Raw genomic sequence first — 23,355 nt, forward strand, 5'->3', positions numbered from 1 at the left:
GGAGGGCTAACCCGCCTTACGAAGCATTCACTCGACGGTGAAGGATGTCTCGACCACGAGTCGTTCGGAATCCCATTCGGGCACCGCCTCGACACGCATCGGCACCATGAATCGCTTGCCGGGCTTCCCATCCACAGCAGTCCGTTCGATCTCGATCACATCGCCCGCGCCGAAATTGTCGATCGCCACGACCCGCCCGATGGCCTCGCCATCGGTCGAGACAACCGCGAGCCCGATCACGTCGGTATGATAATATTCGCCGTCTTCAAGCGGCGGCAGCGACGACCGCGGTACGGTAAGTTCCGTCCCACGCATCGCCTCGGCCGCGTTGCGATCGGCGACCTCGGCGAAGCGCGCGATCGTGCCGTTGTTGCCAGCCCGCGCCGACTTCAGCGTCAGCGCACCGTCGTTGAAGCTCTTATAGCCGGACATGTTCTCGGCGAAGACCTTCAACCGCACCTCGCCGCCGATGCCGTGCGCGCCGATCACGACGGCGAGCGTCACGCTATCCTTGCGCGGAGCCGGTGTCGGGTCCGGGGCTGTCGTCGGCGCCTTCGGCGGGGTCTTCGGCGGAGACGCCTTCATTGCTGGCATCTTCGATGTCCTCGGGTGCGGGGGCTGTTCTTGGATCTGGATCGGGGGTCATCATGCGCTCCTTGTGGGTGACAGACCGACAAAGAACGCATGAACCGCCATTCGGGTGCGGGCATCGCCCACCCTAAGCTGTCATCCTGGGCTAGACCCAGGATCCAGAGCCAAGGACGTTGCCGTCCCTGGCTCTGGATCCCAGCCTTCGCTGGGATGACGAGGAAGACGATCTTACGAAGCGGCTTCTTCGGTCTCAGCGGCAGGAGCCTCTGCCTCGGCAGGAGCCGCCTTTGCGGCCGCTTCGGCCTCGGCAGCTTCAGCCGCCTTGGTCGCACGCTCTTCGGCGCGCTCGGTGGCCTTCTCGCCGGGCTTGCCCTTGTTCGGGTTGTTGCGCGCCGAACGCTCGAGAACGCCCGCCTGGTCGAGGAAGCGTGCGACGCGGTCGGTCGGCTGCGCGCCGACGCTCAGCCAATGCTTCGCGCGGTCGGCGTCGAGCTGCACGCGCTGCTCGTTGTCCTTGGCGAGGAGCGGGTTGTAGTTGCCGATCTTCTCGATGAAGCGGCCGTCACGCGGGCTGCGCGCATCGGCGACGACGATCTTGTAATACGGACGCTTCTTGGAGCCGCCACGTGCGAGACGAATGTTGATTGCCATGATATTTTCCTTCTGGATCTAAACTTCACCCCAGCGAGAGCTGGGGTCTTTGGGTTGGTAGGTTCCGCACTCTCACCGGGAGATCCCAGCGTTCGCTGGGATGACGGTGGGGCGCGGAGGGTTATTTCTTCTTCAGAAAATCGTCGAAGCTGGCGGGCAGCTGCGGCATCTTGCCGCCCAGGCCCGGCAGGCCACCGCCGGCATTGCCCCCCGGAAGCCCGCCTGCACCGGCCTTGTTGAGCATGTCGCCCATCTGCGGCCCGCCGATCGCATTACCGATCCCGCCCAAGCCGCCCCCAAGACCACCTTTTCCGAGCATCGCCATCATGCCCTTCATGCCGCCCATCTTCTTGATCTTCTTCATGGCGGTCGACATTTCGAGGTGCATCTTGAGCAGCTTGTTGACCTCCTGCACCGTGGTGCCGGAGCCCTTGGCGATGCGGATCTTGCGCTTGGCGTTGATCAACTCGGGCTTGTTGCGCTCCTTGATCGTCATCGATCCGATCATCGCGTCCATATGGACGAGGACCTTCTCGCCGCCGACCGAGGCTACCGCGCCCTGCGCCTTCTTCATGCCGGGGATCATCCCCGCCAGCGCGCCGAGCCCGCCCATCCGCTGCATCTGCGCCAGCTGGGCGCGCAGGTCGTTCATGTCGAACTGACCCTTGGCCATCTTGGCGGCCATCCGCTCGGCGTCTTCGGCCTGGATCGACTCCGCAGCGCGCTCGACCAGGCTGACGACGTCGCCCATGCCGAGGATGCGGCCGGCGACGCGCTCCGGATGAAACGCCTCGAGCGCGTCGAGCTTCTCGCCAGTGCCCGCAAACTTGATCGGCTTGCCGGTCACCGCACGCATCGACAGTGCCGCACCGCCGCGCGCATCGCCGTCCATCCGGGTCAGCACGATGCCGGTCAGCGGCACCTGGTCGGAGAAGTTCTGCGCGACGTTGACCGCGTCCTGCCCGGTCAGCGAGTCGACGACGAGCAGGATCTCGGCCGGGTTCGCGACGTCGGCAACCGCCTTCATCTCGTCCATCAGCGCCTGGTCGACATGGAGTCGACCCGCGGTGTCGAGCATCAGGACGTCATAGCCCTGCAGCTTGGCCGCCTGCATCGCGCGCCGCGCGATGTCGACCGGCTGCTGACCCTGCACGATCGGCAGAGTCGCGACGTCGATCTGCGTGCCGAGCGTCGCGAGCTGCTCCTGCGCGTTCGGGCGATTGACGTCGAGCGACGCCATCAGCACCTTCTTGCGCTCGCGCCCGTTGCCGCCGATCGCAGATTGCCCCGCCGCGAGCCGCTTGGCGATCTTCGCGGTGGTGGTCGTCTTGCCCGAGCCCTGAAGCCCGACCATCATGATCACGGCGGGCGGCGTGACGCCCAGTTCGAGCTCGGACGCCTCGGCGCCGAGCATCTCGACCAGCGCGTCGCTGACGATCTTGACGACCTGCTGCCCCGGCGTGACCGAGCGGAGCACGTTCTGGCCGACGGCCTTCTCGGTCGCCTTCTCGACGAATTCGCGCGCGACGGGCAGCGCGACGTCGGCTTCGAGCAGCGCGACGCGTACCTCGCGCATCGCTGCGCGCACGTCTGCCTCGGTCAGCGCACCCCGGCCGCGAAGGCGGTCGAAGACTCCGCCAAGTCGATCGCTTAGGCTTTCGAACATCGAAATACTCCCAATTACCGTCACCAAACGCAAAAGCGCCGGCGGGCGAAACCTCGCCGGCCAGCGTGCATCCTTGGATGCTCGTCATATGCGCCCCGTAACGGAACGTGGGTCGCCCACTACTGGAATGCCGCACCAGATGCAAGATAGGCCCGGGTCGTTCATGGCAGCAGAACATCCGAGCGAGCGTTCGATGCGTGGCAATCCTTCCCCGGACCCGAGTCCGCAGCCGATCTCGTGCAACCAATCGCGCGCCAGCCACGCCCCGTCGCGCCGCAACGCCGCCTTAACAACTCCTACACCTCTCGCATGGCACACCACATACCAATCAAGGACCGGACACCCCTCATGATCGCAAAGCCGGCGGCGACGCGTGCGCCCCGCAACATCAGTCGGGAATTCATGACCGGTGCCGCCACGGGTGCCGCGATCCTGCTGTTCGTCGGCACCGGCGGTACGGTGCTGGTCAAGGCGCTGGCGCATCTGCACGGCAGCGGCGCCGCCATCGACCGCACGCTGATCGCGACCATGCTGCTCAACGTCTCGCTGATCCTGTTCGGCTGGTTCCGCTATCGCGCGCTGGCGGTCGAACTGAGCGACCTGACCGAGGCCGGTCGCCGCGCCCAGGCGCTCGCGCAGCGCGATCCGCTGACCGGGTTCCTCAACCGCCGCAGCCTGTCCGAGGAAGGCGCGACACTCTTCGCCAGTACGCGCCGCCGCGGCAAGGCGATGGCCATGCTGACGATCGACATCGACCATTTCAAGAGCGTCAACGACCTGCACGGCTATGCGATCGGCGACCTGCTGCTCGCCTATGTCGCCGAGACGATCGCGGCGATCGCACCGAGCACCAGCCTGCTCGCGCGGCTCGGGGCGGACGAGTTCGCCTGCGCGTTCGTGTTCGATTCCGCACATCGGAGCGTCGCCGACCGCATCGCGGAGCGCTTGGTGGCGGGCCTCGCGCTCCCATTCCGTACCAACGGCGTCGATATCCATATGGGCGTGTCGATCGGTATCGCCCGGTCGGACGTCGACTGCACCTCGGTCGACTCGCTGTTGCGCAATGCCGATATCGCGCTCCACGCCGCCAAGACCGGCGGGCGTGGGCGCCATGCCTGGTTCGACAATTCCATGGAACGCTCGCTGAAACTGCGCGGCGAACTTGAGGCGGGCCTGCGCAACGCGATTCCTGCGCAGGAGATCGTTCCCTATTTCGAGCAGCAGATCGACCTGACCACCGGCCGCATCACCGGGTTCGAAGTGCTCGCCCGCTGGGACCATCCGACCAGAGGCTCGATCGCGCCCGATATATTCATTCCGATCGCCGAGGAGATCGGCGTGATCGGCGAGCTGTCGCTATCGATCATGCGCCAGGCGTTCGCCGCCGCGCGCGACTGGGACGCGGGGCTCAGCCTGTCGGTCAATGTCTCGCCGCTGCAACTGCGCGACGCATGGCTCGCACAGAAGATCATCAAGACGCTGGTCGAGACGGGGTTTCCCGCCAGCCGGCTGGAAATCGAGATCACCGAAAGCGCGCTGTTCGACAACCTCCCGCTCGCGCAGTCGATCGTCGGCAGCCTGAAGAATCAGGGCATCCGCCTCGCGCTCGACGATTTCGGTACCGGCTATTCGAGCCTCGCGCATCTGCGCGCGCTGCCGTTCGACCGGATTAAGATCGACAAGAGCTTCGTCACCTCGATCCTCGACAATCCCGAGAGCATGGCGATCGTCAACACGATCGTCCGGCTGGGCGACAGCCTCAACCTGCCGACGACCGCGGAAGGCATCGAGGATGCCGCGGTCGAGGATCGTCTGCGCGGCATCGGCTGCGCCAAGGGCCAAGGCTATTTCTACGGGCGGCCGCTCGGCGCGGCGCAGGTGCGGCGGTTGCTCGCGGAAAAGCGGCTGTTGGCGCAGCGGCCGGACCGCGACTCGCCGCCGCCGCGCGGCATCGCGCCACGACTGGCCAGCTGACCGTCCGCACCCACCCCCGAACGCAAGGCGTGGACTTCGCACCCGCCGGCTCCTAGATCGCGCGCATGTCACCCGCCCCCGCGCCAGAGGTCATAACCCTCGGCTGCCGCCTCAACATCGCCGAAAGCGAGACCATCCGCGCGCTCGTCGCCGGGCGGGACATGGTCGTGGTCAACAGTTGCGCGGTCACCAACGCCGCGGTGAAGGCGACGCGCGTCGCGATCCGCCGCGCGAAACGCGACCGCCCCGAGGCGCAGATCGTCGTCACCGGGTGCGCAGCGCAGATCGACCCCGGCAGCTTCGCAGCGATGCCCGAAGTCGACCGGGTCATCGGCAACGCAGACAAGCTGACCAGTGCGGCGTGGGACGCCCCCGCCCCGGTGCTGGTCAGCGACATCATGCAGGTCCGCGAAACCGCACCGCATCTCGCCGCAAGCTTCTCCGCCCATGCTCGCGCGTTCGTCGAGGTGCAGAATGGCTGCGACCACCGCTGCACCTTCTGCGCGATCCCGTTCGGTCGTGGCCCGAGCCGGTCGGTGCCAGCGGGTGCGGTCGTCGAGCGGATCGCCGGGCTCGTCGATGCAGGCCACCGCGAGATCGTCCTCACCGGCGTCGACCTGACCAGCTACGGTCCCGACCTGCCCGGCGCGCCGACGCTTGGCCACCTCGTCGAACGCATCCTTCTCCACGTGCCTGCGCTGGAACGCCTGCGCTTGTCGTCGCTCGACGGCATCGAGATCGACGATCGGCTGTTCGCGCTGCTGACGACCGAGCGACGGATCCTGCCGCATGTCCACCTCTCGCTCCAGGCGGGTGACGACATGATCCTCAAGCGGATGAAGCGGCGGCATTCGCGCGCCGAGAGCGTCGCACTGGTCGACCGCCTCAAGACCGCACGGACCGAGATTGCGATCGGCGCGGACCTGATCGCCGGCTTCCCGACCGAGGACGAAGCGATGTTCGCCAACACGCGCGCGCTGATCGACGACTGCCAGATCGTCCACCCGCACATCTTCCCCTATTCGCCCCGCGCCGGCACCCCCGCCGCGCGGATGCCGCAGGTCGATCCGGAAATACGCCGCGCACGTGCCGCGATCCTTCGACAAGCAGGCGAGACGGCGCGCGCGCGCTGGCTGCAGACGCTGGTCGGCACCCGCCAGGACCTGCTCGTCGAGCGCCCCGGCGATCGCGGGCATATCGGCAATTTCGCCGAAGTCTTACTGGACGAACCCGCCATACCCGGCGACATCGTCCGCATCACGATCACCGGCGCGACCAATGACCGCCTCCGCGCAACACGGGAACTGACATGAGCACCACCCCAACCTGGCACGACAAGCTGATCGGCGGCTTCAAGCGCACGTCCGACCGGCTCGTCGGCAACCTCGCCGGCCTCGGCGGCGCACGGCTCGACGACTCGACGCTCGACGATATCGAGGAGGCGCTGATCGCCTCCGATCTCGGCCCCGAGACCGCCGGCCGGATCCGCCATCGCCTGTCGGAGGGCAGTTTCGAGCGCAACATGGAAGAGCTCGGCATCCGCGTCATCGTCGCCGAGGAGGTCGAGAAGGTCCTCGCCACGGTCGCCAAGCCGATTGAGATCGACGCGTTTCCGCGCCCGCAGGTCATCCTGGTCATCGGCGTCAACGGCTCGGGAAAGACCACCACGATCGCCAAGCTCGCGCATCTGCTGATGGAGCAGGATTACGGCGTGATGCTGGCCGCGGGCGACACGTTCCGCGCCGCCGCGATCGGCCAGCTGCGCACCTGGGCCGAGCGCGTCGGTGTGCCGATCGTGACCGGCCCCGAGGGCGGCGACGCCGCTGGCGTGGTATGGGATGCGGTCAAGAAGGCGACCGAGACGGGCATCGACGTGCTGATCGTCGACACCGCGGGCCGCCTCCAGAACAAGCGCGAACTGATGGACGAGCTGGCCAAGATTCGCCGCGTGCTGGGCCGCATCAATCCCGAGAGCCCGCACGACATCGTCCTCGTGCTCGACGCGACCACCGGCCAGAACGCGCTCCAGCAGATCGAGGTCTTCAAGGAGGTGGCCGGCGTCACCGGCCTGGTGATGACCAAGCTCGACGGCACCGCGCGCGGCGGCGTGCTGGTCGCGGCGGCGGAGAAATACGGCCTTCCCATCCATGCGATCGGCATCGGCGAAGGCATGACCGACCTGCGGCCGTTCGACGCGAACGAGGTGAGCCGGATCATCGCTGGCGTGGAGAGCGTTCGAAAGTAACGCGAAGCCCGCGTGCGACCCTCCCGTTCGTCCTAAGCGTAGTCGAAGGACTGGTCAGCTTGTGGCAATGTCGTTCGACTAGGCTCGGCGCAAACGGGATTTACCGTTTTTCTTGGAAGACATAGTGACCAAATCCCCCCTGTCCCCCGGTCTCCGCATGGCGATCGACTATGGCCCGCTCGCGGTGTTCTTCGCGGTGAACTTCCTCACGCCGGGCGTACCGATCGCGCGCGTCATCGCCGCCACCACCGCGTTCATCGTCGCCACGGTCGCCGCGATGATCGTATCGAAAGTGAAGGCGGGGCACATCTCGCCGATGCTGTGGATGTCGGGCGCGCTGATCATCGTGTTCGGCGGGCTGACGATCTATTTCCATGACCAGCGCTTCATCCAGATGAAGCCGACGATCATCTACACAATGTTCGCCGCAATCCTGCTGTTCGGGCTGCTCACCGGGCGTCCGCTGCTACAGTCGTTGCTGGAGAGCGCGTATCCCGGCCTTACCGCGGAAGGCTGGCACAAGCTGACGCGCAACTGGGTCGTGTTCTTCGTCTTCATGGCGCTGCTGAACGAATTCGTCTGGCGCTACACGCTGGCGGCATGGGGCAAGGACGCCGGCTGGAATTTCTGGGTTGGTTTCAAGCTGTGGGGTGCGATCCCGCTGACACTGATCTTCGCGTTCGCGAACATCCCGATGCTGCTCAAGCACGGATTGCAAACGGGCGACAAAGCCGTGACCGACCTGCCGCCCGAAGGGTGAAGTTACTTCTCCCCTCCCGCTCGGGAGGGGTCTTGGGAGGGCCTGACCAACAGACTGGACGCCAGTACGTACGTCGACCCCTCCCCTAGCCCCTCCCGCAAGCGGGAGGGGAACTTACAGTCAGCCCGCGACCTTTGCGTAGCGCTCTCCGACGACGTCCCAGTTCACGATGTCCCACCAGGCCTTCAGATAGCCCGGACGGTCGTTCTTGTACGTCAAGTAATAGGCATGCTCCCACACGTCGTTGCCCAGCAACGGCGTGCCCGGCTCCTTGGCGTCGTCCATGAGCGGATTGTCCTGGTTCGGCGTGCTCGTGACCTTCAGCTTGCCGCTCTCGTCGGCGATCAGCCATGCCCAGCCCGACCCGAACTGGCCCGCACCCTTGGTGTTGAACTCGTCCTTCAGCTTGTCGAGACCACCGAAATCGCGCTCGATTGCTTCGGCCAGCTTGCCCGATGGTGCCTGGCCGCTCTTGGCCGCCATCGTCTTCCAGAAGAAGTCGTGGTTCCAGAAGCCGCCGCCATTGTTACGGACCAGCGGCGGCTGCGACGAGATCATGCCGAGGATGTCCTCGATCGTCTTGCCGGCCAGCGTGGGGTCCTTTTCGACGCCCTCGTTCAGCTTGTTGGTATAGGCGGCGTGATGCTTGTCGTGATGAAACTTCATCGTCTCCTGGTCGATCACCGGCTCGAGCGCGTCATAGGCGTAAGGCAGCGGCGGAAGTTCGAAAGCCATCAGGAGTCTCCTTCGTGAATAGGGTCGGACGTCAAACGCCCGCGGCCCCCAAATGGTCCCCACAAAGTCGTTACGCAAGCGTACGGTAGCCCGAACCCGCGCCAGATCGGTGTCTAGTCGAGCCGCGGGTTCGGGCCGATCGCATAGTGGATCGGCTTGAACGTACCGCCATTCGAGTCTGGCGCCGAGCACGCCGTCAAGCCGATCACCAGGTCCATCGCGGCGCGGAACACGATCTGGTCGCCCGCCTTGCTGATCGGCGGCAGCACGCGAAGCTTCCCCGTCTCGGCGTCGATCGGCACATTCATGAAGCAGTTGAACGCGGTAGGTATACGGTCGGGCATCACGCCGTACGGCTCGAGCGCCGCGGCCAGATTGCCGAAACAGCCCCGGTGCGGCGGCAGCGTCGGATAGAAGTGGTGAAACGTATCGTAGGAGCACGGCGTGAGCAGGAAATCATGCCGCCCGACATCGTCCGCGACGATCTCGAGCATTGGCTGAGACCGGTTCGAATAGAGGATGTGCCCCGTAGTCAGGTAGATCGTCTCGGCATAATCGAGCGTACGACCTGACGAGATGACCTCGTCCAGATCGTCCGCCGCGAAGGCGAGCAGATCGGCGACCTGCTCGCCGCGCGGATCGATCACCGTCAGGATCTCGCCGCGCGCCAGCCGGAACGCGGCGCCGCTCCGCTCGGGAATCTCATGAATCATCTGTGCCTGCATCATGCCGCTCATTGCGATGACCCCTGATAGGAAAACGGGCAACGCCAGACTTCGTCCACCGAGCGCCCGCTATACTGCCGGGCCTCGCTCAGTTCGCCGTGTCGCGTGAGCATCGGGTTGCGCGACCCCGCGATCGCCTCGTCGCGCACCATGATCTTTTCGCGCATAGTCTCATACCGGCCCTGCGCCCGCAGGATCGTGAACTGGTCGTGGAGATTGAAGACCATCGTCGGACGCGCGAACTGCCGCGCCGGGCGGCTCGCATTGGGGTGAAGCCCGACCACGAAAAATGCCTCGCCGCCAAAGCTCAGCGAGAAATGCGGGCTGTCGGGATCCGCGCTGACCCGCGCATCATAATCCTGGCCGCGCCAGACATCCTTGTCGGACAGCGACTGGATACGGTTCCAAAGATGTCGCTCGAACGTCGGTTCGTCGAACGTGACGGGTTCGTCGAACACGACGGCAAAGCTTCGGAACAACGCAGGATCCTCGCGGTACGCGGCGGCGAAGGTCAGCAGACCGTCATGGATCCGCACATCATCCCACGCGCTGTCGATCCGGTTGCACGACAGCACCTCGAGCGTCCCCTTGGCGACTGCGGCCTTGGCGCCGACGCACGGGAAACTGGCCTCGGCAATGTGATCGCGGAGCAGCGCGACGTGCGTGTCCTGATCCTTGTGGCGCCAGGGGAATAGAGATGAGTGCTGGATTTCCATGGGACCAAGGACGCTTTGCAGCGCCGCGTGTTCCGCCCATTGCCGTGGGTTAAGGCGATTGTAGCTGTGACGAGGCGTGATATTTGCCAATGAGTGACAGTTAATATCGCCGGACTGTAGAGAGTTACGCCAGGCGGCCCCAAATCTTCACGACGCGTTTATTGTCGCGAACCACGCCGCATAGGGTGTCGTCCGCGCCATATGCCGGTTCAGATCGGGGGCGCCGTCCGTCCACCATACCGGACCTCTTTCGCCGAGTTTGCGCTTCGCTATGTCGACCGCCGCATGCGCGGCGTGCTCGGCGGACTCATCGCCGCTGCGTCGAGCCTGGCCAACCGCACGGCGCGCATCCATCAGATCATGCACGAAGGACTCCCGTTCCGGATCCGACAATCCCGGGTTCGCCTTGCGCCACAACCGCCCACGAACGACGATATACCGCCCGTCCGGTGTCGACAGGGGGGCTTCTCGCGCCATCAGGCCGCGGTCCTGCCATATTCCTGGCGCGTCACCGGATGGCTCGACGATAGCCCGCCATCGACCGCGATCGCCTGACCATTGACGTAGCTGGCATCGTCGGAGGCGAGGAACAGCGCGACCTTGGCGAGTTCCTCGGGCTGTGCACCGCGCTGGAGCGGGTTGAGGCGGCCGACGCGGTCCATCTTGTTCGCCTCGCGCGCATAATCGAATACGGGCTTGGTCATGCCGGTCTCGGTCAGCCCCGGGCAGATCGCGTTGACGCGGACGTTGGAGCCGGTGAGCTGCTGCGCAGAGACCGCGGCCAGATTGATCACCCCCGCCTTCGACGCCGAATAGGCGGGCGAGCCGGCGCCCGAGCGGATCCCGGCGACGCTGGCGGTCAGGACGATCGCGCCCTTCCCCCGCTCGGCGATACGCGGTGCGGCGTGCTTGATCGCAAGGAACGGGCCGATCAGGTTGACGCGCAGCACCTCAGTGATCAGCGCGACGTCGGTATCGAACAGGTTCGCCATCCCGCCGGAGATGCCCGCATTGGCGAACATCACGTCGAGCCCGCCGAAACTGTCGCATGCGAGCGTCACCGCGCGGATCACGTCCTCCTCGACCCCGACGTCGATGCGGATCGCCTTTGCGATGCCGCCGGCTTGCGCGATCAGATGCGCGGTGTCGTCGGCCCCTTCGGTCCTGTCGGCGACGACGACATGGCCGCCCTCGGCCGCGAACAGCAGCGCGGCCGCGCGGCCGATGCCCGAGCCTGCGCCGGTGACGATGATCGACTTGTTCTCGAAACGCATGGAGGTTCTCCGGTTAGATCGTGACGCCGCCGTCGATGACCATCGTCTGGCCGGTCATGAACGCGCTCGCAGACGAGGCGAGGAAGACGACCGCGCCCGCGATCTCCTCGGGCTCGCCGATCCGCCGCAGCGGCACGCGCGTGTTGGCGGCCTCGATACGATCGGGATCCTCCCACAGCGCGCGCGCGAAGTCGGTCTTGATCAGGCCGGGCGCGATGCAGTTCACGCGGACGTTCGCAGGGCCGAACTCGACCGCGAGATTGCGCGCGAGCTGCATGTCGGCGGCCTTGCTGATGCAATAGGCGCCGATCACCGGTGAACCGCGCAGGCCGCCGATCGACGAGATGATGACGATGCTACCGCTCCGCCGCGCGATCATCTCGGGCGCGACCATCTGGATCAGCCAGTGGTTCGAGACGATGTTGTTGTCGAGAATCTTCCGGAACTGCTCATCGGCGATTCCCGCCTGTGGACCGTAATAGGGGTTCGAGGCGGCGTTGCAGACCAGCGTGTCGATCCGCCCAAACCGCGCGCGCGTCTGGTCGACCAGGCTCCGCAAACCCGCCTTGTCGGAGATGTTGGCCGCGATCGCGAGCGCGGTGCCGTCGCCATGCTTAGCGTTGAGTTCTGCGGCGACAGTGTCGCACGCGTCCTGCTTGCGGCTGGAGATCACGACCTTCGCGCCATGCTTGGCGAGTTCGCGCGCGGAGGCGAGGCCGATGCCCCGCGACGATCCAGTGACGATCGCTACCGTTCCAGTCAGGTCGAACTGCGACATCTTCTTTTGCTCCCCTCCCGCTTGCGGGAGGGGTCGGGGGAGGGCCCGATCTTTCCGCAACGTTTCACACAGAGGCCAGGTCAGCCCCTCCCCTAGCCCCTCCCGCCAGCGGGAGAGGAATTACGCCCCCGCCTTCACCGCAAAGCCCCAGGCCGCATCCGCCAACCCGTGGATCTTCGCCACCGTCGTCTCCGCCTGCGCGCTCGACGCGGTGCCGTCGATGATGCGCTTCTTGATGCCCTGGACGATGCCGGTCAGCCGGAAGAGGTTGTACGCGAAATACCAGTTCAGGTCGGGCACGCCGTCGCGCCCGGTCGCGGCGCAATAGCGTTCGACAACCTGCTCGATCGTCGGGATTCCCGTCTCCGGCCCGGTCATCCCAAGCACGCCCGAGCGCCCCTCGGGCTCGGTCACCCAGCTCATCAGCAGGTACGAGAAGTCCGCAAGCGGATCGCCGAGCGTCGACAGCTCCCAGTCGAGCACGGCAATCACCTTCGGCTCCGCAGGCGCGAAGATCATGTTGTCGATGCGGTAGTCGCCATGGACGATCGAGGTCCGCGTCTGCTCGGGCAGCGTGCGCGGCAGCCACGCGATCAACCGCTCGACCGACTCCATGCGCTCGGTCTCTGCAGCGCGATATTGCTTGGTCCAGCGGCCGACCTGACGCTCGAAATAATTGCCGGGCTTGCCGTAATCGCCAAGCCCCGCCGCCGCGTAGTCGGTGGTGTGGAGCGCGGCGAGCGTGTCGACCATCGCCTCGTAATGCGCAGTACGCTCGGCAGGCGTGGCATGCGGCATCGCGCCGTCCCAGATCGTCCGCCCCTCGACCATCTCCATGACGTAGAACGCCGCGCCGATGACGCCCGGGTCTTCGCACAGCCCATAGGGTTTCGGGACGGGGAAGCCGGTCGGGTGAAGCCCCGCGATCACCCGGTATTCGCGGTCGACCGCGTGCGCGGAGGGCAGGATCGGGCCGAACGGCTTGCGCCGCAGGACATAGGCGCGATCCGGCGTGTCGAGGCGATAGGTCGGGTTCGACTGGCCGCCCGCGAACTTCGCGTAGGTCAGCGGCCCGGCAAAGCCCGGGACGTTGACCGTCATCCACGCGCCCAGCGCATCCAAGTCGAGCCGGTCCTTGTCGCCGACCGCGATCGTGCCGACCATGCTGGTGGCTGCGTCGCTCGTCACGAGAAGGTGATCACGCTGCGCGTCGTATCGCCACGCCGCAACTCGTCAAACGCATCATTGATCCGCTCGAGCGGCATCCGGTCGGCGATGATCGTGTCGAGATCGAGCAGCCCGCGCATGTAGAAGTCGACGAGCCGCGGGATATCGACCGGAAACCGGTTCGAGCCCATGAAGCCGCCCTGTAACCTCTTGCCCGACAGCAGGTCCATCGCCGACAGCCCGACCTTTTCGCCGAGCGGCATCATGCCGAGGATCGTCGCAGTGCCGCCGCGGCGCAACACCTTGACCGCGGTCGCCGCTGATTGCGCGCGCCCGACCGCCTCGATCGCGTGGTGCACGCCGCCCTTGGTAAGCGCGACGACCTCGTCCGCCGCCGTATCCGACAACGCATCGAAGCTGTGCGTCGCGCCGAGCTTCTCCGCCATCGCGCGCTTCTCGGGAACGGGATCGAGCGCGATGATCTTGCCCGCGCCCGCGATCTTGGCCGCGTTGACCGCCGCGAGGCCGATCCCGCCGCAGCCGACCACGCACACCGTCTCGCCCGGCGTCACGTCGGTGGTGTTGAACACCGCCCCTGCGCCGGTGGTGATCGCGCAGCCGAGCAGCGCGGCGCGGTCCATCGGCATGTCGCGGTCGATCGCGACGCACGCATGTTCGTGGACCAGCATCATCTCGGCATAGGCCGACAGGTTGAGCATCTGCGCGATCGGCCGGTCGCCGAGCATAAGCCGAGGCGGCGCGCCCTTGGGACGGCGCACCGAACTGTCGATGCACAGCGCCATGCGGCCGGTGACGCAGAATTCGCAGTGGCCGCAGAACGCCGACAGGCAGGTCACGACATGATCGCCGACCTTGACCATGCCGACCTCGTCGCCGACCGCCTCGACGACGCCGCACGCTTCATGGCCGGGAATCGTCGGCATCGCGTGCGGATAGGCGCCGTCGACAAAATGCAGGTCGGAGCGGCAGACGCCGACCGCCATCGTCCGGATCAGGACTTCGCGCGGGCCGGGCTTCGAGACGGTCACGTCCTCGATGCTGAGCGGGGTGTTGGCTTCGAAAAGGACGGCGGCTTTCATGTCTGCCTTTCGTTTCTTTGTGGTCGCCCGCCCAACCCGTCATCCCAGCGAAAGCTGGGATCTCCCCGTTCCGGGGCGCGGCATCAGCCAAGCGGGATACCCCAGCTTACGCTGGGGTGACGGGCGTGGAGGGGAGAAATTTGGCCCAGGTCTACTGGGAAATCAGCGGCTCACCCCGACATCCCCGCTCGACACGCCACCCTTTCGAAAGTCCCCGTATTTCCCGAACTCATTGCGCGCGATCGAGCGGTTGTGGACCTCATCCGGACCATCGGCGAAGCGCAGCGTCCGCATCGCCGCCCAGTCGTGCGCCAGCCGGAAATCCCCCGACACGCCGCCACCGCCATGCGCCTGGATCGCGTCGTCAAGAATCCGGAGCGCCATGTTGGGCGCCGCCACCTTGATCATCGAGATTTCGAGTTGCGCGGCCTTGTTGCCCGCCTTGTCCATCATGTCCGCGGCCTTCAGGCACAGCAGGCGAGTCATCTCGATGTCGATCCGTGCAGTGGCGATACGCTCTTCCCAGACCGAGAAGTCGGCGATCCGCTTGCCGAACGCGACGCGGGTCAGCAGCCGCTTGGCCATCGCCTCGATCGCGGTTTCGGCGACGCCGATCGTGCGCATGCAGTGATGGATGCGGCCCGGCCCGAGCCGACCTTGCGCGATCTCGAACCCTCGGCCCTCGCCCAGCAGCACGTTCTCGACCGGCACGCGGACATTCTCGAGCACGACTTCGCCATGCCCGTGCGGCGCGTGGTCATAGCCATAGACCGACAGCATCCGCTTGATCGTCACGCCGGGCGTATCGAGCGGCACGAGGATCTGGCTCTGCTGCTGATGGCGCGATCCCTCGAACGACGTCTTGCCCATGACGATCGCGATCTTGCAGCGCGGATCGCCGACCCCGCTCGACCACCATTTCGTCCCGTTGATGACGTAGTGATCGCCGTCGCGGACCATCGACGTCTCGATGTTGGTCGCATCCGACGACGCCACCGCCGGCTCGGTCATCAGGAACGCCGACCGGATCTCGCCACGCATCAGCGGCCCCAGATACGCCTCCTTCTGCGCGCGCGTGCCATAGCGGTGGAACACCTCCATGTTGCCGGTATCGGGCGCGGAACAGTTGAAGCATTCGCTCGCCCAACCGATCTTGCCCATCTCCTCGGCACATAACGCATATTCGAGATTGGTGAGCTGGGTGCCCTCGAACTCGAACGAATCGTCGACATGCGTCTGCCCGGAATGCGGCGGCATGAAGAAATTCCAGAGGCCTGCCGCCTTGGCCTTCTCCTTCATCTCCTCGATCACCGGGAGCACCTTCCAGCGCGCTCCCTCATGCTCCTGCGCGTCGTAATCGGCCTGGCGCGGGCGGATGTTCTGGTCGATGAAATCGCGCACCCGATCCCGGAAATACGTCTCTCGTTCGGTGAGGCTGAAATCCATGCGGGCTCTCCATTCGTCATCGCTCTGGAGGCGGGTTAAACCATACCGCGTATTCGGTAAAGCGTGTGGAGGGCCCCCGAAAGCATGTTTTCAAGTCCGCCCTGAAAGCGCCTAAAAAGCACTGTATCTTCAAATCGAAGCTGTTAGGGTGTTTCGATGAAGGTTCCGGCAGAGGCCAGCGACGAGAGCGAACAGGGTACCAAGCGCTTCCGTGCGAAGCGTGATGCGATCCTCGCCGCGGCGGCAGAAGCGATCAACGAGCAGAGTGCCAAGGGCATGACGTTCGCGGACGTGGCGCGGCGCGTCGGGCTCAACACGACGAGCGTTACCTATTATTTCAAGCGCAAGGAAGACCTCGCGGCGGCGGCGTTCGAGAACACGCTCGAATCCCTGATCGCGATGCTCGATGTGGCGATGGAAGAGGCTACGCCCGAGGCACGCGTCCGCCGCTATCTCGCGCTCAACATGGATCGGCTGAACCGGATCCAGCGCGGCGAGGAGAAGGCGTTCGCGGTCCTGTCCGATCTGCGCGCCACCGAGGAACCGATGCGCGGCAGGCTGATGGCGGGCTGGCGCGAGGTGTTCCGGCGGACGCGGCTGCTCTGGGGACCGGCGTCGTCGCGCGCGCAGACCGATCTCAACGGCGCGCGGGCGCACGTCTTGCTCGAGAACACCTTCTGGCTGCCGATCTGGCTGACCCGGTACGAGCCCGACCAATATGGCCGCGTCGAGGAGCGGCTGATGGACGTGTTCGCACACGGCATCGCGGGTAAAAACGCCAAATGGTCGCCGACGCTGCTCGACCTCAGCCATGACGAGGCTGAGCCGGGGCGCGAGGCGTTCCTGCTGGCCGCCACCCGGCTGATCAACGAACTCGGCTATCGCGGCGCATCGGTGCAGAAGATCGCATCCGAGCTGAACGTGACCAAGGGTAGCTTCTACCATCATCTCGATGCGAAGGATGACCTGGTCATCGCCTGCTACCAGCGCAGCTTCGACACGATCGCCGATGCGCAGAGCCGCGGCGAGGCCGAGGGCGGGAGTTACTGGCACAAGCTGTCGAGCACGGTCGCGACTCTGCTCGACGTGCAGTTCGCCGAGCGCGGGCCGCTGTTGCGCACCACTGCACTCAGCGGGCTGCCGATTGGCGTGCGCAACGCGATGGTCGATCGGTCGAACGGCATCGCGCGCCGCTATGCGGGCATGATGATGGACGGGATCGGCGAAGGTTCGATCCGCGCGGTCGATGCGCTGATCGCAGCGCAGGCGTTGATGGCGCTCCAGAATGCGGCGTTCGACATGCGCAAATGGGCCTCGACGATGCCGCGCGAGCGCGCGGTGGCGATGTATGCCTCGACGCTGATGTTCGGGCTGTTCGACGATCAGGTGGCCAAGGCGTAGAGCGCGACCGACCCGGATCGGCGCACGTTCGCAGCCGGATCGGATTGGTTACCTCGCGTTAACGGCTTGCCGCCGATCCCGGCGCTCCACGGAGGGCGCCATGCATAGTATCACGACCGATCTCGACACGGGCATCATCGAGGTCGAGGCATCGGGCTTCTGGACGATCCCGCATGTCGAGGATTTCCTGCGCGACCTGGACCGCGAGGCGCGCCGCGTATTGGCCACCGGCAAGCGCCACCTGCTGCTGTGCAACTTTTCGAAGTCTGCGATCCAGCCGCAGGAGGTGATTGCGATGCTGCAACGCGTCGCGGTGTCGATGCCGCTGAAGTCACGCAAGGTGGCGCTCTACACCGAAGGCAAGCTCGCACGCCTGCAGGTCAAGCGGATCGCCTCGGTCCGCGACGACATGGCGGTGTTCGACGACCGCGCGACCGCGCTCGCGTGGATACTGGACGGGCCAGCCGCTACGCCGCACTGACGCATAGCGCCCCGTCTCGCAGCGCCCCCCCCTTTTTTTCCGTCATCCTGACGAAAGTCAGGATCCAGGGTTCCGAACGCCGACCTCGCGATACCGCCCCAAGGTCGCCACGACGACGGCGCGCTTATCTGACCGCATCCTCCGCCCGCTTCAGCAGAACCCCAGCGCGCCAGTAATGGAACAGAGCCCAAGGCGTCATCAGCGCGATAATCACGAGCGCGTAGCGCAGCGAATCCTCACCAAACCCGGGCTTCAGCAGGTCGCTAAGCCAGCCGACCATCGTCGGCCCGAGCCCCAGCCCGACCAGGTTGATGACGAGCAACGTGATCGCCGCCCACATCGCGCGGATCTGCAACGGCGCTAAATGCTGGATCAGCGCAAAGCTCGGCCCTAGGTACGAATTCGCGAAGATCAGCGACACGAAATAGCTGCCGATCGCGATCGCGGGCGCGTCGATCAGGTAGAAAGCGAGCGCGAATGGCAGCGAGAGCCCCTTCATCGCCAGCACCACCCAAGCCTGCACATGCAGCCCGTGGCGCTTGGCGAGAGTGTCCGCGATCTTGCCACCGGCCAGCGCCGATACCGCGCCGAACAACGCCCCCGGCAACGCGATAAAGCGCGAGATGTCGAGCATCGACACGCCCAGCGACCGCTGCATATAGCTTGGCCCCCACCCCGTCAGCGCATAGCCGATCATCGAGGTGAGCGTCACGCCGACCACCAGATGCCGTGCCGGCGCGCTCGCCCACATCGACGCGAAGCCCTGGCCGACGCTCGGCATCGGCGTCGCCTCGGCCGCGCGGGCGGCATCGGACAGCCCGCGGCGCGGTTCGACCATGAACAGCCGGACCAGGATGGCGAGCGCGATCCCCGGCAGCCCGACGGTCATCATCGCGATCCGCCACCCGTAGGAATGCGCCACGACGCCGCCGATCAGCGTCCCGAAGCCCGCCCCGAGCACCACGCCGAGCGAATACACCGCCATCGCGCTCGCGCGCTTTTCGGGGGGATAGAGATCGGCGATGATCGAATGGCTCGGCGGGCTCGATCCGGCCTCGCCGATGCCGACGCCGATCCGGAACAGCATCAGCTGCGTGAAGTTCTGCGCGAGCCCGCACAGCGCGGTCATCGCGCTCCAGATCGTCAGACTCGCGGCGATGATGTTGCGCCGATTCGTCCGATCCGCCAGCCGGGCGACGGGAATGCCGAGCGTCGCGTAGAAGATCGCGAAGACGAGACCGGACAGCAATCCGAGTTGCGTATCAGTCAACACCAGGTCCGCCTTGATCCGCTCGAGCAGGATCGCGAGGATCTGGCGGTCCATATAGCTGAAGAAGTACGTGAAGGTGAGCAGCGCGAGCGTCAGGCCCCGTCGCTTCATCGCCAGCGTGTCGGCGATCTCGGGATGGGACTGATACGCTATGGCCACCGGCGATACCTCGAAATCGAAACAGGCCTTACGCTAGGACACGCGGGACGTACCAGACAAGCGAAAGCTGCATCGATCACAGATCATGATGCACCGCAATTGCCGCCGTACAGCTCAGTTTCGTGAATTTAATGGTATGATCGGGGATCGTGAGAAGGACGGCGGAAGATGCGTCCTCGTTCGGGTCGCTCTTCCGCCTTATCCCCTCTCCAACGTCGTGGCCGGGAACTTGTCCGCATTCTCTGGGTCAGCGGACCATCCGGGCAATCTGAATACCGGGTATGCGGGCTCCCTCGCATAGATTCGCGGCGTTGCAAAGCGTCTTTTACGTGCAATGCCGACTTACCCTGAAAACGTCTGCTCGACCGTTGCCTGGCGTCGACAAGCCCCTCGCCGCCATGGCCGACGGTCGAGCAGACCTATTCAGACCGGAACTCAACTACGCGGCAGCGCTCGGCCGCGCAGAAGCCCGCGCATGCCAAGCGCGCAAATGCGTCAGCGCCTCGGGCATCGACACACCCACAAACGTCGCAAAATCGATCGTCGTCAGCAGGACGATGTCGGCAATCGTGTAGCGTTCGCCATCGAGCCAGTCGCGACCGTCGAGTGCCGAATCGAACTCTGCCATCGCTGCCAGCACACGCGGCCGCTGGCTCTCGCCGAATTCGGTATATTGTGGCCTCACGATTCGCGCGGTCCAGGGATGCGTATGCTGCCAGACCATCGACAGCGGGGTCATCAGCCGCAATTCGATCCGCCGGGTCCACATGTCGATCTCGGCGATGTTGTGTGCGCCGTGCCCGAACATCGGCGGTTCGGGGTGAAGCATCTCGAAATAGCGGCAGATCGCGACGCTTTCGGTCAGCACGCGGCCATCGTCGAACGCCAGCGCGGGCGTCTGGCCGAGCGCGTTGACCGACAGGAACGCATCCGACTTGTGCTCGGCCTTGGGGATCGAGATCTGCGCCATCGGCACTCGGACATGCTTTTCGGCGAGGAAGATGCGGACGCGGCGCGGGTTGGGGGCGGGCAGTGCGCTATCGTAGAACAGCATCGGCATCTCCTCGGCTTCGTTTTTCGAATATACCGTATGGCATTGCCCGTGGCGTTCGCCTAGCGATGCAGCGATGACGACCGCCGCAGACATGCTCGCCACGGGCTTCGCCACCCTGCCCGATTTGATCCGCGCCCACGCGCTCGAACGCGGCGACCGTGTCGCGGTAGCCGACGCCAAGGGTGGCATCGACTATCGGATGCTCGATGCGATGATGGACCGGGTCGCGGCGGCACTGCAACGCGATGGCGTGGCGCCGGGCACGGCGGTGGCAATCGTCGCCGCGCCGACGACCGACTATGCCGCCGCATTCCTTGGTACGGTACGCGCCGGTTGCGTCGCGACGCCGATCGCGCCGTCCGCCACGCCGGCGGCGATCGCGGCGATGATCGCCGATAGCGGCGCGCCGATCGTGTTCCTCGATGTCGAGAATACGCGCGCGCTGGAAGGCCAGCATCTTACCGCGCGCGTGGTCTTGTTCTCCCGCGAAGGCGGGAGCCCAGCCTGGGCCCCCGCCTTCGCGGGAGAACAAGCTTTTGGTCAATGGCTCGCTCCCGATGGCGCCAAGCCCATCCCCGTCGCGATTACTCCGGACGATCCGTTCAACATCATCTACTCGTCGGGCACCACCGGCACGCCCAAGGGCATCGTCCAGAGCCACGCGATGCGCTGGGCGCATATCGCGCGCAATACCGCCGCCGGGTTCGACACCGCGGTCACGATGATCGCCACGCCGCTCTATTCGAACACGACTTTGGTCAGCTTCCTGCCGACTCTCGGCTGGGGCGGCACCGTCGTGCTGATGGGGAAATTCGACGCGCGCGCGTATCTCGAACTGGCGCAGCGCTACCGTGCGACGCACACGATGCTGGTGCCGGTGCAGTATCAGCGGATCATGGCACTCCCCGATTTCGACGACTTCGACCTGTCGGCGTTCCGCTTCAAGACCAGCACCAGCGCGCCCTTCTCCGCCGCGCTGAAGGCCGACGTCGTCGCGCGTTGGCCGGGCATGCTCGTCGAATTCTACGGCATGACTGAGGGCGGCGCGAGCTGCGCGCTGAACGCCACCGCCAATCCGACCAAGCTGCACACCGTCGGCCAGCCGATGCCCGGCCACGAGATCCGCCTGATCGACGACGACGGTTTCGAGGTGGCGCCAGGCGAGATGGGCGAAGTCGTCGGTCGCAGCCCGGCGATGATGAACGGCTATCACGGCCGCTCACAGGCGACGCACGATGCCGAATGGCACGATGCGGACGGCAACCGCTACATCCGCCACGGCGACGTCGGCCGGTTCGATGCGGACGGGTTCCTGACGCTGATGGATCGCAAGAAGGACCTGATCATCTCGGGCGGGTTCAACGTCTATCCGTCGGATCTCGAGGCGGTGCTGGCGCAGCACCCGGCGGTTGCGGACTGCGCGGTGATCGGGGTGCCGTCCGAGGCGTGGGGCGAGACGCCGGTCGGGTTCTACGTGCCGCGAGCGGGTGCGACCGACGACGCGGCGACGATCCTGGCGTGGGCAAACGCGCAACTCGGCAAGACGCAGCGCTTGTCCGCGCTCCACGTCGCCGACGAGCTGCCGCGCAGCGCGATCGGCAAGGTCCTCAAACGCGAACTGCGTGACACCCTCGCGTCTACACCCCCGTCATCCTGACGAATGTCAGGACGACGAAGGATCAAAGGATCATAATGACCAGTCTGAAACAGGCGATCGACGCCTTGGTGCCGACCGAGGGCGGCTGGCGCGGGACGGTGCCGGAGAATTGGTCGCAGGGCCGCACCGCCTATGGCGGCTTTTCCGCCGCGCTCGCGCTGCATGCCGCGCAGAACTCGGACACCGACCTCCCCCCGCTGCGATCCGCGCAGGTGTCGTTTATCGGGCCGCTTTCGGGCGAGATCACGATCCGCGCACAGCGGCTTCGGCGCGGGCGCAACGCCGCGTTCGTTCAGGTCGACGTCAAGAGCGCGGCCGGGCTCGGGCTGCGGGCGACGTTCGTGTTCATGGGCCCGGTCGCCTCGCGCGTCGATCACCAGACCGGCGGCGCGCCGGAGTTTCCGATGCCGGGGCCGGACACGCAGACGTTTCGCGGTCACAGCGCGGTCGCCTTTTCGCGCAACTTCGACCTGCTCGATCGCCGCGACGACGGCGTCGGGCCGTCCGAATGGCTGCGCTGGGCGCGACTGGCGGACCGCGCGGGGCTCGATCCGACGGTCGAGCTGATCGCGATCGCCGATTGCTTGCCGCCCGCCGCGCTCAAGCTGCTGGGCGGACCTGCCCCGCTCAGTTCGATGACGTGGCTGCTCAACATCCTCGGGCCCCGGCCGGTAACGCGCGACGGCTGGTGGCTGCTCCGTGCGACCACCGACTATACGCGCGAGGGAAGCTCGAGCCAGCAGATGGCGATCTGGAACGCGGACGGCACGCCCGTCGCCGAACAGATGCAGAGCGTCGCGATCTTCGCCTGAACCCGACATATCTTGCGACATATTGGCTACTTGGCGGCAAAACCCTGCGACAAGCGCGGCGTAGACCAGCGGCATTCGATGGGAATTCTTACCCCTCCGCCGGAGACCGACATGCGCAAGATCGTCCTACCCCTCCTCTTCGCTGCTAGCGCGATTGCCTCCGTGGCAAGCGCCGCCCAGACCAATCCCGCCCCCGCGACCCCGCGCGCGCCGATCCGTCAGGACGCGAACCGCGACGGTGTCGCGACGCGCGCCGAAGCGATCGCGCAGGCCGACGCCCGCTTCGCGCAGATGGATACCGACCGTGACGGCCGGATCACCGGCGGCGAGATGCGCGCCTATCGTGCCGCGCTGCACGACCGGATGGTGGCAAGCGGCCGCGATGTCCCCGTTCCGCCACCGGGTGGCGGCAAGCATGACGGGATGGGCCGGCGGATGGATCCGAACGGCGACGGCAGCGTCACGCGCGAGGAGTTCGAGGCACGCGCGCTCAAGCGGTTCGACCGGGTCGACGCCAATCACGACGGCATGATCGATGCGACCGAGCGCGCGAATGCCGCCGAGATGCGCCATGTCGACCGACGCGAGCGCCGCCAGGGCGTCACCCCGCCCGTGCAGACTCCCGCGCCCACGCCTGCCCGATAACTCGAAGACGGGGAAGCATCGGACGAACCCCGATGCTTCCCCTGGACA

Annotated in this window: 24 protein-coding genes; 9 read left to right on the forward strand and 15 right to left on the reverse strand. The window is 65.9% G+C overall.

The features are described from left to right. Nucleotides 1–27: 27 nt before the first annotated feature. The 4 genes from rimM to ffh all read right to left on the reverse strand — a co-directional run bounded on the left by rimM (nt 28) and on the right by ffh (nt 2,908). On the reverse strand, nt 28–504 hold the full coding sequence (gene rimM / locus ASE79_RS01150; RefSeq protein WP_056413134.1) for a ribosome maturation factor RimM: 477 nt from the start codon (nt 502–504) through the stop codon (nt 28–30). A 1-nt stretch (nt 505) separates the two neighbouring features. Continuing rightward, nucleotides 506–646, reverse strand: coding sequence for a hypothetical protein (locus ASE79_RS21520; protein WP_234422849.1), 141 nt, complete (start codon nt 644–646; stop codon nt 506–508). Between the two features lie 173 nt (nt 647–819). Beyond that, nucleotides 820–1,242 carry a 30S ribosomal protein S16 gene (rpsP, locus tag ASE79_RS01155; RefSeq protein ID WP_056411016.1) on the reverse strand — a complete coding sequence of 141 codons (423 nt, stop codon included), beginning with the start codon at nt 1,240–1,242 and terminating at the stop codon, nt 820–822. Between the two features lie 121 nt (nt 1,243–1,363). Further along, complete coding sequence (ffh, locus tag ASE79_RS01160; RefSeq protein ID WP_056411019.1) at nt 1,364–2,908, reverse strand: signal recognition particle protein; 1,545 nt, start codon at nt 2,906–2,908, stop codon at nt 1,364–1,366. 348 nt (nt 2,909–3,256) lie between these two features. Here ffh and ASE79_RS01165 point away from each other — a divergent pair, with 348 nt between their 5' ends. From ASE79_RS01165 to ispZ, 4 genes are all read left to right on the forward strand, one after another. Next, complete coding sequence (locus ASE79_RS01165) at nt 3,257–4,882, forward strand: putative bifunctional diguanylate cyclase/phosphodiesterase (protein ID WP_082444993.1); 1,626 nt, start codon at nt 3,257–3,259, stop codon at nt 4,880–4,882. A 65-nt stretch (nt 4,883–4,947) separates the two neighbouring features. Continuing rightward, nucleotides 4,948–6,195 carry a tRNA (N(6)-L-threonylcarbamoyladenosine(37)-C(2))-methylthiotransferase MtaB gene (gene mtaB, locus ASE79_RS01170; protein ID WP_056411023.1) on the forward strand — a complete coding sequence of 416 codons (1,248 nt, stop codon included), beginning with the start codon at nt 4,948–4,950 and terminating at the stop codon, nt 6,193–6,195. Continuing rightward, a complete protein-coding gene (ftsY, locus tag ASE79_RS01175; protein WP_055878512.1) occupies nt 6,192–7,127 on the forward strand; it encodes a signal recognition particle-docking protein FtsY in 936 nt (311 codons plus the stop codon). Before mtaB ends, ftsY begins: the two co-directional genes overlap by 4 nt. A 157-nt stretch (nt 7,128–7,284) precedes the next feature. Then, nucleotides 7,285–7,887: a septation protein IspZ gene (gene ispZ / locus ASE79_RS01180; protein WP_056411026.1), complete on the forward strand. Its 603-nt coding sequence runs from the start codon at nt 7,285–7,287 to the stop codon at nt 7,885–7,887. Between the two features lie 120 nt (nt 7,888–8,007). On the opposite strand, the gene ASE79_RS01185 is transcribed toward ispZ, so the two are convergent. The 9 genes from ASE79_RS01185 to ASE79_RS01225 all read right to left on the reverse strand — a co-directional run bounded on the left by ASE79_RS01185 (nt 8,008) and on the right by ASE79_RS01225 (nt 15,828). After that, entirely contained in the window at nt 8,008–8,622 is a 615-nt protein-coding gene (locus ASE79_RS01185; protein WP_056411029.1) for a superoxide dismutase, read from the reverse strand. A gap of 113 nt (nt 8,623–8,735) precedes the next feature. Continuing rightward, complete coding sequence (locus ASE79_RS01190; protein ID WP_416354493.1) at nt 8,736–9,359, reverse strand: DUF1989 domain-containing protein; 624 nt, start codon at nt 9,357–9,359, stop codon at nt 8,736–8,738. Continuing rightward, nucleotides 9,356–10,063, reverse strand: a complete 708-nt coding sequence (gntA, locus tag ASE79_RS01195) for a guanitoxin biosynthesis heme-dependent pre-guanitoxin N-hydroxylase GntA (protein WP_056411032.1) — start codon at nt 10,061–10,063, stop codon at nt 9,356–9,358. Before gntA ends, ASE79_RS01190 begins: the two co-directional genes overlap by 4 nt. Before the next feature lie 147 nt (nt 10,064–10,210). Beyond that, nucleotides 10,211–10,540, reverse strand: a complete 330-nt coding sequence (locus ASE79_RS01200; protein WP_056411035.1) for a hypothetical protein — start codon at nt 10,538–10,540, stop codon at nt 10,211–10,213. Next, complete coding sequence (locus tag ASE79_RS01205) at nt 10,540–11,337, reverse strand: SDR family NAD(P)-dependent oxidoreductase (RefSeq protein WP_056411039.1); 798 nt, start codon at nt 11,335–11,337, stop codon at nt 10,540–10,542. Before ASE79_RS01205 ends, ASE79_RS01200 begins: the two co-directional genes overlap by 1 nt. A 13-nt stretch (nt 11,338–11,350) precedes the next feature. Then, complete coding sequence (locus ASE79_RS01210; RefSeq protein WP_056411042.1) at nt 11,351–12,115, reverse strand: SDR family oxidoreductase; 765 nt, start codon at nt 12,113–12,115, stop codon at nt 11,351–11,353. A 120-nt stretch (nt 12,116–12,235) separates the two neighbouring features. After that, nucleotides 12,236–13,279 (reverse strand): phosphotransferase family protein, encoded by a 1,044-nt coding sequence (locus ASE79_RS01215; protein ID WP_056413140.1) that lies wholly within the window; start codon nt 13,277–13,279, stop codon nt 12,236–12,238. Between the two features lie 20 nt (nt 13,280–13,299). Further along, nucleotides 13,300–14,382, reverse strand: a complete 1,083-nt coding sequence (locus tag ASE79_RS01220; protein ID WP_056411045.1) for a Zn-dependent alcohol dehydrogenase — start codon at nt 14,380–14,382, stop codon at nt 13,300–13,302. Between the two features lie 162 nt (nt 14,383–14,544). Next, nucleotides 14,545–15,828: an acyl-CoA dehydrogenase family protein gene (locus tag ASE79_RS01225; protein WP_056411048.1), complete on the reverse strand. Its 1,284-nt coding sequence runs from the start codon at nt 15,826–15,828 to the stop codon at nt 14,545–14,547. 156 nt (nt 15,829–15,984) lie between these two features. On the opposite strand from ASE79_RS01225, the gene ASE79_RS01230 reads away from it, so the two are divergent. Continuing rightward, nucleotides 15,985–17,229, forward strand: a complete 1,245-nt coding sequence (locus ASE79_RS01230) for a TetR/AcrR family transcriptional regulator (protein WP_056411050.1) — start codon at nt 15,985–15,987, stop codon at nt 17,227–17,229. A 100-nt stretch (nt 17,230–17,329) separates the two neighbouring features. Continuing rightward, the gene (locus ASE79_RS01235; protein ID WP_056411056.1) at nt 17,330–17,710 is read left to right on the forward strand and encodes a hypothetical protein; all 381 of its coding nucleotides are present in this window, start codon (nt 17,330–17,332) and stop codon (nt 17,708–17,710) included. Between the two features lie 124 nt (nt 17,711–17,834). Here the strand turns inward: ASE79_RS01235 and ASE79_RS01240 are convergent, their stop codons facing one another. Beyond that, a complete protein-coding gene (locus tag ASE79_RS01240; protein ID WP_235516708.1) occupies nt 17,835–19,139 on the reverse strand; it encodes a spinster family MFS transporter in 1,305 nt (434 codons plus the stop codon). 439 nt (nt 19,140–19,578) lie between these two features. Beyond that, nucleotides 19,579–20,193 (reverse strand): glutathione S-transferase family protein, encoded by a 615-nt coding sequence (locus ASE79_RS01245; protein WP_056413145.1) that lies wholly within the window; start codon nt 20,191–20,193, stop codon nt 19,579–19,581. A 73-nt stretch (nt 20,194–20,266) separates the two neighbouring features. Here ASE79_RS01245 and ASE79_RS01250 point away from each other — a divergent pair, with 73 nt between their 5' ends. The 3 genes from ASE79_RS01250 (at nt 20,267) to ASE79_RS01260 (ending at nt 23,307) form a co-directional block, all read left to right on the forward strand. Beyond that, complete coding sequence (locus ASE79_RS01250; RefSeq protein ID WP_056411058.1) at nt 20,267–21,850, forward strand: class I adenylate-forming enzyme family protein; 1,584 nt, start codon at nt 20,267–20,269, stop codon at nt 21,848–21,850. Between the two features lie 35 nt (nt 21,851–21,885). After that, nucleotides 21,886–22,662: a thioesterase family protein gene (locus ASE79_RS01255; RefSeq protein WP_056411061.1), complete on the forward strand. Its 777-nt coding sequence runs from the start codon at nt 21,886–21,888 to the stop codon at nt 22,660–22,662. 111 nt (nt 22,663–22,773) lie between these two features. Next, nucleotides 22,774–23,307: an EF-hand domain-containing protein gene (locus tag ASE79_RS01260; protein WP_056411064.1), complete on the forward strand. Its 534-nt coding sequence runs from the start codon at nt 22,774–22,776 to the stop codon at nt 23,305–23,307. The last annotated feature ends 48 nt before the right edge of the window (nt 23,308–23,355 follow it).

Origin of the sequence: Sphingomonas sp. Leaf28 (assembly GCF_001421685.1) — a bacterium.
Classification (GTDB): domain Bacteria; phylum Pseudomonadota; class Alphaproteobacteria; order Sphingomonadales; family Sphingomonadaceae; genus Sphingomonas; species Sphingomonas aurantiaca.